This is a genomic window from Arthrobacter methylotrophus (assembly GCF_039539965.1).
Taxonomy (GTDB): Bacteria; Actinomycetota; Actinomycetes; order Actinomycetales; family Micrococcaceae; genus Arthrobacter; species Arthrobacter methylotrophus.
Genome location: NZ_BAABED010000001.1, coordinates 2,801,660 through 2,816,608, shown reverse-complemented (window position 1 = coordinate 2,816,608; position 14,949 = coordinate 2,801,660). Strand labels below are relative to the sequence as shown.

The following is a 14,949-nucleotide window of genomic DNA, read 5'->3' as shown; positions in this document are numbered from 1 at the left end:
TGCAATGAGCGATACGACTCAAAAATCCGGCAACATCGGAGCCGGCGACGACGAATACACGCCCACCGGCACCGACCAGGTGGCTGAGAACCTCGCCGCCCTGGACGACGAAGAAGCCGAACTCCGTGCCGCCTCCCTCCGGGCGGGTCTGGCAGACTATGACCTCGACGAGGACGATGCCGCTCTGCTGAGCGGGCTGTACGACGACGAAGGCGAGGAAGGTCCCCTCAAGCTTGACCCGGTCCTGGCCATCATTGGTCGCCCGAACGTCGGCAAATCCACGCTGGTGAACCGTATCCTTGGCCGCCGCGAAGCCGTCGTCGAGGACACCCCGGGCGTTACCCGCGACCGCGTCATGTACTCGGCACACTGGAACGGCCGCAACTTCACGCTGGTGGACACCGGTGGCTGGGAGCACGACGCGAGGGGCATCCATGCCCGCGTCGCCGAGCAGGCCGAGATGGCCGTGGAACTGGCCGACGCAGTGCTCTTCGTGGTGGACTCCGCTGTTGGCGCTACTGCCACGGACGAGGGCGTCATGAAGATGCTGCGCAAGTCGAAGAAACCGGTCATCATGGTGGCCAACAAGGTTGACGACTTTGCGCAGGAAGCTGACTCGGCTGCGCTCTGGGGCCTTGGCTTCGGTGAGCCATACCCTGTGTCCGCCCTCCACGGCCGCGGCGTTGCCGACCTCCTGGACCATGTCATGGACACCCTGCCCGAGTTCTCCACGGTGGAAGGTGTCGAGCGCTCCGGCGGCCCCCGGCGCATCGCCCTCATCGGCCGTCCGAACGTCGGCAAGTCTTCTTTGCTGAACAAGCTGGCCGGCTCCGAGCGCGTTGTTGTCGACACCCTCGCCGGAACCACCCGCGACCCGGTAGACGAGTTCATCGAACTCGGCGGCCGCACGTGGCGTTTCGTGGACACCGCAGGCATTCGACGCCGTCAGCACATGGCCCAGGGCGCGGACTTCTACGCTTCCCTGCGTACGCAGGCCGCGCTCGAAAAGGCGGAGGTCGCCGTCGTGCTCCTCGCCGTGGACGAAGTCCTCAGCGAACAGGACGTGCGCATCCTGCAGCTCGCCATTGAATCGGGCCGCGCGTTGGTCCTTGCGTTCAACAAGTGGGACCTGCTCGACGACGAACGCCGCCGCTACCTTGAACGCGAAATCGATCAGGACCTGGCACACGTCGAGTGGGCTCCGCGCGTCAACATTTCCGCCAAGACCGGATGGCACAAGGACCGGCTGGTTCCTGCGCTGGACGTGGCCTTGGAGAGCTGGGACAAGCGCATCCCCACAGGACGCCTCAACGCGTTCCTGGGCGAGCTCGTGGCTGCCCACCCGCACCCGGTCCGCGGCGGTAAGCAGCCGCGCATCCTGTTCGGCACCCAGGCATCCAGCCGTCCGCCGAAGTTCGTGTTGTTCACCACGGGCTTCCTGGACCCCGGATACCGTCGATTCATCACCCGCAGGCTCCGCGAAACCTTTGGCTTCGAGGGCACGCCGATCGAGGTCAACATGCGCGTCCGTGAAAAGCGCGGCAAGAAGCGCTAATTGAGACGCGCATCACAGATGACACCCGTCAAGGTGTCATCGAGGGCCTCGAAGATCGTGTAAGCTTTTTGAGGTGGTTCGGCCGGACTGCTTAGGTGAAAACCTAAGCGGAGAACGGCGGAACTGACGGGCTGTAGCGCAGCTTGGTAGCGCACTTGACTGGGGGTCAAGGGGTCGCAGGTTCAAATCCTGTCAGCCCGACCGATGAAAACCGCTCTATCACTGGGAAGTAACCCGGTGGTGGGGCGGTTTTTCTTTTGCCCTCAAGCCGAAATTGGGGCTTGTGAGTGCAGTGTGTGTGCACGGGCCTTTTTTGCCGGCACCAGGGCAGCCGCATTCTCTGCTGCATTACGTGAAGCGGACCCGATCAGATGCCCGTAGATATCTGACGTGATGCTGATCGAGCTGTGACCCAGGCGCTTGGACACGACGGCGATGTCTACCTCTGCGGCGATCATCAATGAAGCGTGTTCATGGCGCTGCCCGTGGAACGTCAGCTTGGGCAGGCCCGCCTTTACTCGGAGGCTCTCAAAGAGTCTGGTCGCGTACTGCGGTTTCAGCGGGCGCCCGTCCTCCATGGTGAACACGTACCCTGACACCTCATAAGCCTCCTGCCCGGCTTCCCGCTCCGCAGCCTGCTGGATCTGCCAGCCGATCAGCGCCCCAGTAGAACGATCGTCCAAATCGACGTATCGCTCGCCCGCGTCGGTCTTCGTGCCCTGATCCAGGATCCTGCCAGCGGCTTGAACTCTGTTGTTCCGTATCGTGATGACGCGCTTAGCGAGGTCGATGTCTGTCCACCGAAGGCCGATCAGCTCACCGCGGCGCATGCCGGTGAACATGGCCAGTTCGAACAGAGCGCCCAGCCGGTGCTCGGACGCGACATCAAGGAACGCGCCGACCTGTGCAGGCTCCCATACGGATACTTTGTGCTTCTCGGCAGTCGGCAACTCAAGCTCGGTGGCAGGGTTGTGGTCGATGCGGTGCGACCTCGCCGCGGCCCTCAGCGAGCCTTGCAGAACTGCCGCGATGCGCCGCACCGTGATAGCCCCTCTTCCGGCCTCAGACAGCCCGCTGAGGAACTCATTCAGGTGATAGCGCCGGATGTCCGTCAGGAGCATTCTGGACAGCGCAGAGGGCTTTATATCATTCCTGATATACCGCTCGTAGTTATCCATGGTCGTCGGTTTCAGGCCCTTGCCGGTGGCAGCGTGGCGGGGAAGCCACTTGTCCAGATACTCGCCATAGGTTTCCTTGGACGGCGGCACGTAAGTGCCCTGGTCCACTTTCACGGCGACCTTGTTGCGGGCCTCCCGTGCGGCCTTCTGAGTCGGAAAGCCCGTCTTGCGGAACTGCTGCCGTTTGCCGGTGGCTGCGTTCACGCCGCCGGCCACGTAGTAACCCCAGGATCCATGCTTTGGATCGGTCGCAAGATGTGGGCAGCGGCCCCCTAGCTGCTTCTTGTTCTCATCCCGGCACCCGCAGCGCCGAAACACGTCATTTGCCATTCGATTTCCTCTCAGTCTCGGAGGGCCCAGACATTTCTGTTGTGAATTTCGGGGATCTCAAGAGTTCCCAGTCGTCATCCTCGGGCCCCGTAAATAGGGCTATAGAGTGAGCAACTGCTGTATCGGCAATGGTCAGTATGGCCTCACTTGTCCGGCGATCTTTCGCGAAAGACGGCCCTTCGAATTTGATGTCGTCTAGGGACTCCAGGAGCCAGTCGAGGAACGCGCTCGGGCTGGCGGGGGCAGACCTCTTTTCGTTTCCGAGGGCTTGAATCGAGTCCGGTGCAAGCTCCAGCATCTCCTCAACGTCCATGAGTCGGGCGTTCATCCACGTAACCGATTGCTGGATGCCGATGATGGATTCCACGAGGTCGGCCTGGGCCTTTCGGAGTTTATCTTCAGTTGAAGCCCCCTCTCGGAGCAGGACGTCAAGCCCAACCCCCAGCACTTCGGCTACAACCGCGGCCTCAACCAAGCGCACGGGTCGGTCCCCCAGTTCAACCCTCGAAAGAGTTCCTTGCGACCAGTTAAGGCCGCGGTCCCGCAGTCTCTCGACAAACGAACCTTGGCTCGCGCCGTAAGTCACGCGGCGACTTTGGATCGCGGCTCCCACGAGTTGATCCGGTGTAAGTTCTTTGCTCATGGGTCCACTGTACCGAAATTTGCGGTACTTGACACGTCGTTTTCCGTTACCTAGTATTTGAGTATGGATACCGCAAAATGCGGAAAGGAGAAGAGGTGGACTCTATCGAGACCAGCGCCGGCGACCAGCGACACATGACCCCCCAGGATCTCGCTCTTCGGCTCGGTGTGCCTTTGAGCTCCATCTACGGATGGCGCTCTCAGCACAAAGGCCCGCGAGCAATGCGAATCGGCAAGCATGTCCGCTACCGAATCGTCGATGTGCTGACGTGGGAGCAGCTTCAGCTAGATAAGGACGTGGCTTAGATGGCGCACCCGAACGGCAATAGCGCCGATTTGGCCTTGGCAAAACCGACCATGACCGTTCCCGAACTGTCCAAGGTGTTAGGGGTTGGACTTCGGCAGACATATGAAGCAGTCAATCGGGGCGAAATCCCATCAATCCGGATCGGGAACCGCATCCTCATCAGCACCCGCGTCATCAACCAAATACTGGACGCCGGCGCTTTGGAATCTGGCGCGGCCTAATGACTGCGACCGTCAGGAGCACCACAGGCACAGCCCCGATCAGTTTCGATCTGATCGGCCCGGACCAGGTGCTCATTGCGTTGGAAGACGGCTCCCAACAGGTGTACGCCCTTACCGATGTGCTCTTGGCACTTGATGCCCTCCCACAGACTGCCGCAGCGGCATGGTCAAGCGGGTACTGGCGGGGAACTAGTCACAAAGGGCCCCTGACCGACGCCATTGTAGAAGCGCGAAACCCCTACAGGATTTAGCCCATGCGGGTTAAACAAGAAGCGGTCCCGGACTGATCACTCTGTCAAGTGATAACCGGAACCGCTAAGCAAATCGATCAACCAAACAAGAAATTAGGTCTCGCCATGCCCACTCACATCATCGTAACCGAACTCGATCCGGAAGTCCACGAAGAACAGTCCACCGTCCCTGAAGGGTACGAGCTGTGCTTCGACAACACCGAACCCCTTTGGGAAGGCCCCGGAAACGATCACGCATGGGCTAGGTGGCACTACGACAAGGGAATTATGGCAACGATCACCCTCAACGACGACAAGACGATGATTTCGATTCCCATCGACAAAGCCAAAGAGCTTCACCGGAACCTCACAGGGCTCCTGGAACTCATGGGAGAACTCGAACCAGCCCACAAAGCATGAAAATCAGCCGGCCCGCGACCTTGAGCAAGCGCGGGCCGGCACACCAAGGCACCAACCCCGAACGTCCACACCAGACCTCTAGGACAACCCCCTATGCTCGCGAACCCCGTGTTTCGCATTGACCTGGCAGACTACCCTGCCGACCGATCCACCTACGACTTCACCGAACTGGACCGCCAAATGCGTTGGGCGCTCCAAACGCTTCCCGCAGGCGCAAACGTCCGACTCATCGTCCACAAATACAAGCCATCAGGTGAACTGGGCTGGATGCGGGCTGATTTGATTGTCCAGGTTGAAGCAACCGACCCGACCGTCATAGCGGAATGGATGCTGGCTCTCAGCCCGGACGCAGCCGCCGCATGAACAGCTCTTTCGCACCCCTCACCGAGTCCGAGTATCAACCCCAGGACCTCGTCCACCGCAGCGTTCCTGTTCCCCTACCCCCTATGTCAGGAACGAGGAACACTATAGGCGTCGCATATGGGGACGTGGCAGGACTGCTATCCGGCGACCTCCCCCCGGCACCCAAGCCAAACGTGTTGTATCGCAACGACGGAAATGCACTGTTCTACAGAGGGCAGGTCAACAGCCTCTTTGGAGAACCCGAATCCGGCAAAACATTCGTTGCACTCGCGGCCACTGCTGCCACTCTAAACGGAGGCGGCAAGGCGGCGATCCTGGATCTGGACCACAACGGGATGCAGTCCATCGTCTCCAGGCTTCTTGACCTTGGAGTAGCACCCGAAACCCTAAGTGACCTGGACAAGTTCCGATACAAGGAACCCGAGGACCGAGCCGACCTCCTGGCCACCATCGCGGATCTCAAAGCATGGCGACCCTGCACTGTCGTAGTAGACAGCATCGGTGAGTTGCTGCCAATGATGAACCTCAACAGCAATAGCCCTGATGACTTCACCATCGCCCATGCCTACATCCTAAAACCGTTGGCAATGTCTGGTGCATGTGTGATCTCAATCGACCACGTTGCCAAGAACCCTGATTCCAAGGCTCAGGGTCCCACCGGGACAGGAGCCAAGGCCAGGTCAACCGGTGGAGTGATGCTCCGAGTAACGGTCAAGGAACAGTTCACTCCCGGCAGCGGAGGCTCCTGCTATCTAAACATCAAGAAGGACCGTCACGGAGGGCTACGGGAAACGTCACCGACCGGCGACAAGGAACCTTTGGCTGGCACGTTCAAGATGTTCCCGGATTCAAGCTTCACTGTCTTTGCTCCTGAGGGTGGAGAACGAACCCCCGCTGCCGCACCTGCCATCGACATCGCCGCGCTTAAAGCTCTTGTCCCCCCACCTGTATCCGTTCGAGATGTGAAAGAACGTCTCGGCTGGGGAACCAATCGGGCAACCCTAGCCTTGAAGGTCCTTCGGGATGCGTTCCCCGTTCCTGAGACACAGGGTAGGGGAACAGGAACAGAGGGTGTTCTCCGTGCCTCGACCGTTCCTGAGGAACAAGGAACGCTTGGCCTTCGGGGCGAGGGAGAAGCGGCATGACGGAGGCTCTCACGGATGCCCAGCGCATCGAGTACCTGACCAACCAGCTCCGCTACTACAAGGAACTTTCCGCGAGGCTTCACCAGCAACTCCTAGCCTCCAAGAACGTCCCAGAATCACACAACGGACGAACAATCACCTACACCGACAGCACCGGCAACCGTGCCGCTTCCCGTGCCGACCGCTCAAGAAACAGGAACCGCTAACCGTGGCTTACGACTACACGCCCAGACAAATCGAACAGTGGCCTTCGGATGCCGCCGCAGAGATCTACCGCCAGAAATACCTCAACGCCCAGCGCAATGCCGCCCTCTGGCAGCGCCGATGCGAACAACTCAGCCAGCAGAAAGAGAACGCCAATGACTAGGAATGTGAGCGCCAGCCCGTCTGGCCGCGCCGTCCCTGGCTTCGGCTCAAACCCCGCGCGAGAGTCCGTAGCGGTTTCGGCGCCATCGGTTCGCCAAGCAACTGCACTCACGTCTGCACACACAGGGGTAAAAGCGCAGGTCAGAGGCGGAAACCTTGATATCGAGTCAAGGGGCTCAGCGGTTCAGTTGAGCGTATTTGCAGGGGAGAAGTGCATCAATGTCTAAGCGGCGCATAAAGCAGCTACCCGAGCAGGCCACGCTCTACACGGCGCGGGAGCTTGAACGGCTCGCGCGGTCACTCGTGGCACGCGGCCTCTGTTCGCCTCGCATCTTGGACCCACGCCCTAGCCGTGGAGACGCCGAATGAGCGCCTCTGACGCGCTACGGGGCTGGGCTGCTGCATGGGGCCTCGGTGGTGCTGTGAACGCGCTGGAGGACATCGAGGTACGCCACGGCATCACCTCCGAGGCTGCCAATGATGCGGGGCTCGCGATCACAGAGGCGCTGGAGTCGCTCGGGCTGAACAAGGGCTTGGACGGGCACGCCGCGGACGTTTACAGGGCGGAACCATGACCGAGGAAACTTACAAGGTCCACTACCTGACAGGGCTTGGCGACCCGGTATCCTTCGGGCTGCCTGCTGACACGCAGGGCGCGGGCGTTCTGCGGGCGACGGTCAATTCAACCGGCCAGCGCGGAACGTTCATTGTGGATCCCGAGTATGCGCAGATGATCCTGACGGCCAGGGATGTGGTGGGGGACGACGCTGTGCTGTCGGCCACGGCGGTGCGCTGGTTGCGGCTGGGTTGGCCTGAGGACTGGACTGTTGGCCCGGCGCCTGAGGCGTGGGCGCGGGTCTATCCTGCGGGGTGGCCGAATGTCTGAGGCGTGGGTGCCGGCGTTTGAGGGGCAGCGGCTCCCGTTCCAGGCCGGTAATGAGCTGGCGGTGAAGCATGGCGCCCAGTCACGGAAGGTTGATCCGATCGCGCAGGCGCTCGCGGTCGAGCTGCTGGCTGATGACGCGGTGGGGTACTTGCGGGCACCCCGCTACGCGTCTGCGGTCCAGGCGTGGGCGGTGGCTGAGGCGAAGTGCGCGCTGATCAGTCAGTGGGTGGACACCATGCCGATCGAGCAGGCTGCTTCCTCGAAGCAGGGGCAGACATCTCCGCTGGAGTTGCTCCGGAAGTGGGAGACCACAGCCCAGAATCACCGGTCCAGACTGGGCCTTGACCCGATGTCCGCGGCCCGTCTCGGTAAGGATGTTGCGCAGTCCAAGCAGGCTGATGCGGCGACCGAGCTGACACGCATGCGGGCTGACATGGAACGCACGATCAGGACGGACATTGTCGATGGCTAAGACGGTTGAGTATCACCCGGCTACGGATCCGGGAGCTTTTGCTGAGCAGGTGCTGGGGCGCCCGTTGTGGCCTCATCAGTTGGAGGTGGCCCGGTCTGACGCCCGTTACAGGGTCATTTGTGCGGGCCGGCAGGTCGGCAAGTCCACGATCCTGTCTTCGCTGGCCCTGTTTGAGGCCACGACGAGGCGGAACATCACTGTGCTGCTGGTGTCTGCGGGTGAGGTTGCGTCCCGGCGCTTGTTGGAGGAGTGCACGGCCTTGGCTACGGGCTCGTCTGTCCTTGGCGGTTCGGTGTTGGATGATTCGAAGTCTCTTTTGACGCTTTCGAATGGTTCGCGGATCATCAGCGTGCCGGCGTCTCAGCGGCAGATTCGTGGCTGGCCGGTGGATGTGTTGATCTTGGATGAGGCGGCGTTCATCGATCCGGACATCTGGCGTTCGGCTGAGCCTGCGATTATTGCCCGCCCTGGTTCGAAGGTGATTCTGACTTCTACGCCGTGGGGTGATTCGTCGCATTTCTTCCGGGCGTTGTGGAATCGGGGCATGCTGGCGCCGGATTCGAAGGTTGCGGCGTGGCATTGGCCGTCTTCGATCAGCCCGAACGTGGATCAGTCGCTCCTGGACGATATTCAGAGCCGTGAGCCCGCGGACTATTTCAGGCGCGAGTATCTGGCGGAGTGGACTGATGCGGCTGGGGCTTATTTTTCGGAGCAGGAAATCATGGCCGCTGTGGCGAGTTATGAGATGTGCGCCCCGGAGGATCTGGAGATGTGGCTGGACCGCCCGTATTGCGCTGCTGGCGGGGTTGACTGGGGTTTCGCGCAGGACGCCAACGCCCTGGCCTTGGTGTCTGTGCTGGAGGATCACGGCGCGAATCACGAGATGCTTGGTGACCGGTTGGCTTTCTTCATTCCGTGGCTGGAGGTCAGGCATAACTGGCCGTATGGGCAGTTCATCGAGCGTGTGGTGGAGACTGCGGGCAAGTACTACATTCGGGTGCTGGCGTCGGAAACGAACGGCGTCGGTGCGTTCCCTACTACGGAGTTGCGTCGGCGTTCCGGCGAGGCGCGGCGGGATATGAACGTTGCGTCGGTGGTGACGGATGTGCGGCGGAAGCAGTCTGGCTTTTCGATGATCAAGGGTTTGTTGCAGCAGAACCGTTTGGTGTTGCCGCGTGAGCCTGAGTTGTTGAAGCAGTTGCGGGCGCTGGAGTTTGAGCAGTTACCGTCCGGCAGTATGCGGATCGCTGTCCCGGAGCGGGCTGGTCATGATGACTTGGCAATGGCTCTGATGCAGGCTGTTTCTTCGCTGAGTTTGGAGGGTGCTGTGAGGCATCGCCCCGTGGAAGTACGTCCTCTGGATCCGGATGCGTTTGTGACCACCGTGAGCGGCTTGAGGGTGCCCATCGCGGCCCGCCCCGTGATGTTCCATGATTCGTTCATGACGTGGCCTCGCGGGCAGGAGAAGGGTTCGGGATGGTGACGCCGGCTGATGCGAGTTTCGCGCATCTGGTCCGTCCTGACGGGTCTGTGGTGGTGCCTCCCGAGGTCGCTGACCGGGTGTTGCGGATCCTTGTGGTGGGGCTGAGTGAGTCTGTCCAGCGGAACGCCGGCGGCAGGGTGTCCGAGCCGGTTATGAACGTTTTGCACGCGCTGAATGCTGCTGCGGCCCGTGAGGAACAGACCAGTTCCGCGAACGGAACCGTGTTTGGTGAAAAGCGCACCATGGAAAGCATGAAGGGTGGTTCATGGCTTACATGCCGTGAGGCAGCGGCCCTGCTCCAGTGCACCGACCGGGCTATCCGGAAGGCGTGCGGGCAGGGCCGGCTGTCAGCCCTGAAACACGGATCCCAGTGGTTGATCGCTGAGGCTGACCTGGACCGATACCGCTTTTATGACCTTGGAGAGGTGGCCTGATGGCCGAGAACACAACCGAACAGGCGGATGCCCCTGTGACTGATGACGATGTTGCTGCCGCGCAGGCTGCTGCTGACGATGCTCAGGCTTTGATTGCCAGGCTTGAGGAAGCCGTGGCCAGCGGTGACGAGACGGTGACGGCGGAACAGATCGTCGCGCAGGAGTCTTTGAGCCGTTTTGCCAAGCTCCGCGCCGAGGCTACCCGCCGCAAGGCCGCGAAGACCCGTGAAGCAGCTAGGCTGCGGGACTGTGAGGCTTTGCGGGCTGAGATTGAGCAGCACGCGACGGACGGCGGGGAACAACTCGCCGGGCTGCTCCGCAAGGTGGAGGAATCCATCACGGCGTTTGTGTCCGCTGTGGGGGACCGTAACGCACTTGTGACTGGCTGGGTGGATAGGGCCAAATCCTTGGACATTCCCGAGCACAAGTATCCTGTTGCGCCGCCGGCTGAGCATGGCCGCGTGGGTCTGGGCTTTGATGGGAAGGTGATCGCCGGTATGCGCCACGTCGAGCGTGTAAACGCGGATCACCACATCAACTCTTTGCTGGGTGTCTTGAACCGCGCCGAGGTGCTTCACGATCCGAAGGTCAACCCTGGGGCCGAGGGTGATATTTACGCCGCGCTCGCAGCCGTGGACGCCCCTATTGAGACGCCGACGAACCTGTATTTCTACCGGAACACAAGCGGCGCAGTTTTCGCCAAGGACCAACCATTTGCCGATGACGAGGTCAAGCGCGCGCAACTGACGAAGATCAGCCGCGCCGAGGCCTGGGGCGAGTAATGGCCGAGCAGGTCACCAAGGCCCAGTTGAAGGCCATGACACCCGAGCAGATCGTCGCAGCCCGGCGAGAGGGCAGGCTTTCCGAGTTGCTCGGCCAGCAGCAGGCAGCAGAGAAATAGGCGCCGAGCGCCCCACAAACCCAATTCAATAAGCCGCAGCTAGACCAATGCCGGCGGGAATGGCCAGGAGCCTGACCCGCGCGTAGTCGGAGGTTGAACGGATCTATCCAGGAGGTAGCCGAGCGAGACGAAACCCATTCACGGGTGCGTCTTCTCGGCTTTTCGCTTTCCTGGAAGGACCACAAAAGTGGGCGAACCTGTAACAACCACCGGATCCATAGACGCGAAACTCACCCTTGATCTGTCTCAGTGGGACCGTGCTGTAGCCCAAGTCAAAGCGGAGTCTCGGGATGTCGGCGCCCTTGATCCGAAGATCAAGGTTGACGCGAATGTCGCCGAGGCCGTGGCGAAGCTGGACTCGGTTGCCATCGCGGAGCAGCGCCTCGAAACAGCGACCCGGCAAGCCGCCAACACCGCCTCCGTAGCGTATGTTGCCAACGAGCGCCTTGCTGCTGTCATGGAGAAGCGTGGCCGCACCGACTTGCAAGTCACCGCCGCCACGGAAGCAGCCGCTAGGGCCGACCGGAACGCCGAAGCGTCCGAGATAAAGCTTCTCGCCGCGACCGATGCCCTGAATAAGGCGAAGGCCGAGGCTGTCCGGAAGTCCCTCGAAGAGGCGGCAGCCAACGAGGTTGTTTCGAAGTCCGATGACAAGCAGGCCGAGTCCGCGAAGAGGGCAGGGCAGGCGCAGCAGGGTAACATCTCCGCCCTTGGTGTGTTTATCGCCCTTGCCCCGGCGTTGCTGGGTCCGGTGGCTGCTATCTCCGCTGCCGCTGTTGGTCTCGGCGTGGCGTTCGGTGGCATGGCCGCTGGCGGTGTCGCCGCGATCATGGGCATCAAAAAGGAAATGGCGGACGGCACTGCAGTTGGCAATCAGTACGCTGCCGGCCTAGGGAACCTCAAGAGCGACCTTGACCAACTGTCCACCAGTTCGGCCAACGCCATGCTCGGCTCATTCAACAGCATCGTCGCGGACATCAACGTGTCGATGCCGTTCCTGAACCAGATGCTTTCAGAGGGCGCTGCCGAGCTGGGGCACATGGGCGACACGGCACTACGCGGTGTTCTGTCGGGGCTACAGCAGATGAACCCGCTGATCCAAGACGGAGCGGTCCAACTAGAGAAGTTCGTCACTTGGCTGTTTTCCTTCACGGGCACAAATGGTTTTACTGAGTTCATCCAGTACGCCAGGGACAACCTCCCAGCGACCATGCAGTTGATCGAGAACCTTGTCACCGTGGCGGGGCACATCCTGGCCGCGTTCGCCCCACTCGGCCCAGTGGTGCTCGGGTTCCTGAACGGGCTTACGGACGTGCTGAATGCGCTGCCGTTGCCCGTCCTCGCGGGTCTTGTGTCCACCGCGGCCACGATCCCTACGGCATTCGGTATCGCCAGCGCTGTCGTGGGCAAGTTTGGCGAAACAGCGGCACTCTCCGCACTCCAGGTGACCATTTTCGGAACTGCCATAAACCTTGCCGTACCCGTCGTGGGGATCCTCACCGCGATCCTCGCTGGCGTCGGTATGGCTTTCGCCGCCAGTGCCGCGTCAACGCAGCAAGCCACCTCGTCTACGCAGGACTACACCCAGGCGCTGAAGGATGACAACGAGCAGCTAGGCATCAATGTCCGGGCGCAGGCCGCCAAGGCCCTCTCGGACGCTGGCGCGTATGACGCTGCCCGCACCCTCGGGGTCTCGCAGACGGTCCTGACAGACGCGCTCATGGGGGTCGCCGGGGCACAGGACATCGTCAACGACGCAGTCAAAAAAGGTACCGCCTACACGGAGGACAACACCCAAAAGGTGCATACGGGCGGCACGGCAAATCTGGTCATGTCAGACTCCCAGAAAAAGACTGCCAGCGCCATCGCCCTTGTCACCGGGCAGCTCGGCATCCAGACCGCGGCAATCGATAAGAATAAGCAGGGGATTATCGACCAAAAAGCCGCGATGGACACCACCACGGGCGCGCTGACAGCCCAGCAGATCGCGTTGCAGCAGCAGGCCGCCCAGTACGGTTCGTCAGTTCCGGTGTATCAAGCCGCCGTCAAGTCGCAGCAAGATGTCGCGGCTCAGACCGCCCAGACCACGGCAAACATGATCCAGCAGAACGACGCCGCCGGGCTGTTGAAGATGACCTTGGACGGGCTGAACGGCAAGGCGATCTCGGCCGCGCAGGCGCAGAACGCCTTCGACTCACAACTCGCCAACATGGGCACCCATGTGGACCAGGTCGGCAAGACCGTCCAGTTCACAACCGCGAACATCGGGGACATGTCCGCTGCTTCGGTAGCGCTGCGCGGACAGCTCAACTCACAGGTGTCCGGGCTTCAGGCCGTGGTGGAGGCAAATGGCGGTCTGAACGATTCCACGGGGCAGGCCAAGGCCGAGATGGAAAAGATGCGTCAGCAGATCATCGACAACGCCGTGGCCCACGGGGTGGACAAGGATGCTGTCACCGCTTACGTGGACAAACTGTTGACGATCCCGGCGTCGGTTCCGCCCACGAAGCTTCAAATCGACAAGGCGAAGGCTGAGGCCGACATTGCCGCGTTCCAAGCCCATGTGGACGCGATACACGGCAAAACCATTGATCTGATTACCCGCGAGTCCACACAGAAAACCGCGGACACGCTGGGTACGCGCACTGACCCGGTTACCGGAGAACAATCGACGTACGTTTCGACGCCTGGGGTAGCGGAAGCGCCTGGCAATGGCGGCGTCGGGACGGCTACGGGTGGTTCGATGTGGATCGCACGTGCTCAGGGAGGCATGGTCAACTACCTCGCATCGGGCGGGTTCCCGGGCGGTCCAAGCGGCACTGACACCGTCCCGGCATGGTTGACGCCCAAGGAGTTCGTGGTCAAGCGGGCTTCTGCGGAGTCAATCGGACTGTCGAACCTGAATTACATGAACGCTACTGGCCAGCTACCACCACAGGGGCAGGCCGTAAACGTCTCCGTCACGGTGCAGAACCCCTTCACGGGGGAGGAAGTACAAGCCGTAGTGAAGTCCGTCGCAGTCAGTGCAGCGTCAGCGGCTATCACCGCGGCGAATCAGGACGCCAGTAGGCGCCCGTCCCGTTAGATCTTTGCCTCCGCCGTCTGAGGATGGCACAGGCTTCGGAAGATGATCCACTTCACAGGAATGGTTTACATTGGTGTAATCGCGATACAGTTGGCTGAATTAGAAGCGATGGACGTAAGGAGGAGTCAGCATGACTGCACATGCATATGGTCGCGCGGGTGCGAAGCATGCCTCTTCTCGTCGTTTCGCATGGCTTACCTTGTTAGCGCGTCCGGTTCTCCGCAAGGAAACATTTGCTGACTACGTCAGCCGAGTCGATGCCGTACTTGATGATCCGAAGATTCTTGCAAAGGCACTCGCTCTAAAGCCTTCTTACAAACTGCCCAAGCGCTGAGTGTCAGAGTGGGTTGAGGCCGACTTTGAACATCGGCAGTACCTTCAACGCTTTGTATGCGCCCCTAGCCCGTATCGCAGACTCAAGAAGCTCATTCGGTCCGGACGCCCCGGAGGCGAAGTCTGGTCTTCCCGCGTCCAGAGCTTGGTACGAATTCTTGAGCCAAGGCTGACACGCCCTGAGCGACTAACTCTCCGATGGGATGACCATCGAAAAGTCATAGAGTCAGTGGGTTGCTACACGACCACGTGGAATCCAAACGGCGTTCATAGCGTGAAGCTCTACCTCCTCGCCACACACCGTGATCTCTGGGGATCCGGTCAAGGGCAAGCAACTCTTGACCGGATCTGGGACGAAATCGTGCTGGAAAGCCACGCCCAGTCCAGGACTTCGAAAATCGTGATGAGAGCCGAAGTGCACGGACGTAACGAGCGCTGCAAGAGCTTGCTTATCAGGAATGGTTGGACCCATATTGCGGACGATCCCGACTGCGTTCATGAAATCTGGGCCATTGTGGGGGAATAATCCTGGACCACGTCCTTGTTAGCTTGGACAGATGCCGTGGCGCATAGGATTGCGGCCAAGCGCATATAGTTG

The 14,949-nt window shown here is 60.9% G+C and carries 22 protein-coding genes and 1 tRNA gene; 21 read left to right on the top strand and 2 right to left on the bottom strand.

What is annotated here, in order from left to right:
• The first annotated feature begins 4 nt into the window (after positions 1-4).
• Together der and ABD884_RS14905 are read left to right on the top strand one after the other, a co-directional pair.
• Positions 5-1,555, top strand: a complete 1,551-nt coding sequence (der, locus tag ABD884_RS14910) for a ribosome biogenesis GTPase Der (protein ID WP_028266687.1) — start codon at positions 5-7, stop codon at positions 1,553-1,555.
• 127 nt (positions 1,556-1,682) lie between these two features.
• Positions 1,683-1,756, top strand: a tRNA-Pro gene (locus tag ABD884_RS14905).
• A 62-nt stretch (positions 1,757-1,818) separates the two neighbouring features.
• On the opposite strand, the gene ABD884_RS14900 is transcribed toward ABD884_RS14905, so the two are convergent.
• A complete protein-coding gene (locus ABD884_RS14900; protein WP_345047197.1) occupies positions 1,819-3,063 on the bottom strand; it encodes a tyrosine-type recombinase/integrase in 1,245 nt (414 codons plus the stop codon).
• Positions 3,053-3,706 carry a helix-turn-helix domain-containing protein gene (locus ABD884_RS14895; protein WP_345047193.1) on the bottom strand — a complete coding sequence of 218 codons (654 nt, stop codon included), beginning with the start codon at positions 3,704-3,706 and terminating at the stop codon, positions 3,053-3,055. Before ABD884_RS14895 ends, ABD884_RS14900 begins: the two co-directional genes overlap by 11 nt.
• Before the next feature lie 95 nt (positions 3,707-3,801).
• On the opposite strand from ABD884_RS14895, the gene ABD884_RS14890 reads away from it, so the two are divergent.
• The 19 genes from ABD884_RS14890 (at position 3,802) to ABD884_RS14800 (ending at position 14,877) form a co-directional block, all read left to right on the top strand.
• Positions 3,802-4,011, top strand: a complete 210-nt coding sequence (locus ABD884_RS14890; RefSeq protein WP_345047190.1) for a helix-turn-helix domain-containing protein — start codon at positions 3,802-3,804, stop codon at positions 4,009-4,011.
• Positions 4,012-4,233 (top strand): helix-turn-helix domain-containing protein, encoded by a 222-nt coding sequence (locus tag ABD884_RS14885; RefSeq protein WP_345047188.1) that lies wholly within the window; start codon positions 4,012-4,014, stop codon positions 4,231-4,233.
• Positions 4,233-4,484 (top strand): hypothetical protein, encoded by a 252-nt coding sequence (locus ABD884_RS14880; RefSeq protein WP_345047184.1) that lies wholly within the window; start codon positions 4,233-4,235, stop codon positions 4,482-4,484. The genes ABD884_RS14885 and ABD884_RS14880 overlap by 1 nt, the downstream gene beginning before the upstream one ends.
• A gap of 105 nt (positions 4,485-4,589) precedes the next feature.
• Complete coding sequence (locus ABD884_RS14875; protein WP_345047182.1) at positions 4,590-4,883, top strand: hypothetical protein; 294 nt, start codon at positions 4,590-4,592, stop codon at positions 4,881-4,883.
• 93 nt (positions 4,884-4,976) lie between these two features.
• The gene (locus tag ABD884_RS14870; protein ID WP_345047180.1) at positions 4,977-5,246 is read left to right on the top strand and encodes a hypothetical protein; all 270 of its coding nucleotides are present in this window, start codon (positions 4,977-4,979) and stop codon (positions 5,244-5,246) included.
• Positions 5,243-6,391 carry an AAA family ATPase gene (locus ABD884_RS14865; protein WP_345047177.1) on the top strand — a complete coding sequence of 383 codons (1,149 nt, stop codon included), beginning with the start codon at positions 5,243-5,245 and terminating at the stop codon, positions 6,389-6,391. The genes ABD884_RS14870 and ABD884_RS14865 overlap by 4 nt, the downstream gene beginning before the upstream one ends.
• Entirely contained in the window at positions 6,388-6,597 is a 210-nt protein-coding gene (locus tag ABD884_RS14860; protein WP_345047175.1) for a hypothetical protein, read from the top strand. The genes ABD884_RS14865 and ABD884_RS14860 overlap by 4 nt, the downstream gene beginning before the upstream one ends.
• A 2-nt stretch (positions 6,598-6,599) precedes the next feature.
• Complete coding sequence (locus tag ABD884_RS14855) at positions 6,600-6,758, top strand: hypothetical protein (RefSeq protein WP_345047173.1); 159 nt, start codon at positions 6,600-6,602, stop codon at positions 6,756-6,758.
• A 218-nt stretch (positions 6,759-6,976) separates the two neighbouring features.
• Positions 6,977-7,126, top strand: a complete 150-nt coding sequence (locus tag ABD884_RS14850; protein ID WP_345047170.1) for a hypothetical protein — start codon at positions 6,977-6,979, stop codon at positions 7,124-7,126.
• Positions 7,123-7,332: a hypothetical protein gene (locus ABD884_RS14845; RefSeq protein ID WP_345047167.1), complete on the top strand. Its 210-nt coding sequence runs from the start codon at positions 7,123-7,125 to the stop codon at positions 7,330-7,332. The genes ABD884_RS14850 and ABD884_RS14845 overlap by 4 nt, the downstream gene beginning before the upstream one ends.
• Positions 7,329-7,643, top strand: coding sequence for a hypothetical protein (locus tag ABD884_RS14840; RefSeq protein WP_345047165.1), 315 nt, complete (start codon positions 7,329-7,331; stop codon positions 7,641-7,643). The genes ABD884_RS14845 and ABD884_RS14840 overlap by 4 nt, the downstream gene beginning before the upstream one ends.
• Positions 7,636-8,115 carry a hypothetical protein gene (locus ABD884_RS14835; protein ID WP_345047162.1) on the top strand — a complete coding sequence of 160 codons (480 nt, stop codon included), beginning with the start codon at positions 7,636-7,638 and terminating at the stop codon, positions 8,113-8,115. The genes ABD884_RS14840 and ABD884_RS14835 overlap by 8 nt, the downstream gene beginning before the upstream one ends.
• A complete protein-coding gene (locus ABD884_RS14830) occupies positions 8,108-9,598 on the top strand; it encodes a terminase large subunit domain-containing protein (RefSeq protein WP_345047159.1) in 1,491 nt (496 codons plus the stop codon). The genes ABD884_RS14835 and ABD884_RS14830 overlap by 8 nt, the downstream gene beginning before the upstream one ends.
• A complete protein-coding gene (locus tag ABD884_RS14825; protein ID WP_345047153.1) occupies positions 9,592-10,032 on the top strand; it encodes a helix-turn-helix domain-containing protein in 441 nt (146 codons plus the stop codon). The genes ABD884_RS14830 and ABD884_RS14825 overlap by 7 nt, the downstream gene beginning before the upstream one ends.
• Complete coding sequence (locus tag ABD884_RS14820) at positions 10,032-10,814, top strand: hypothetical protein (RefSeq protein ID WP_345047150.1); 783 nt, start codon at positions 10,032-10,034, stop codon at positions 10,812-10,814. Before ABD884_RS14825 ends, ABD884_RS14820 begins: the two co-directional genes overlap by 1 nt.
• 306 nt (positions 10,815-11,120) lie before the next feature.
• A complete protein-coding gene (locus ABD884_RS14815; RefSeq protein ID WP_345047148.1) occupies positions 11,121-14,018 on the top strand; it encodes a hypothetical protein in 2,898 nt (965 codons plus the stop codon).
• Positions 14,019-14,148: 130 nt separating this feature from the next.
• Entirely contained in the window at positions 14,149-14,352 is a 204-nt protein-coding gene (locus ABD884_RS14810; RefSeq protein WP_345047145.1) for a hypothetical protein, read from the top strand.
• 25 nt (positions 14,353-14,377) lie between these two features.
• On the top strand, positions 14,378-14,524 hold the full coding sequence (locus tag ABD884_RS14805) for a hypothetical protein (RefSeq protein WP_345047142.1): 147 nt from the start codon (positions 14,378-14,380) through the stop codon (positions 14,522-14,524).
• 101 nt (positions 14,525-14,625) lie between these two features.
• Positions 14,626-14,877, top strand: a complete 252-nt coding sequence (locus ABD884_RS14800) for a hypothetical protein (RefSeq protein WP_345047140.1) — start codon at positions 14,626-14,628, stop codon at positions 14,875-14,877.
• Positions 14,878-14,949: the final 72 nt, after the last annotated feature.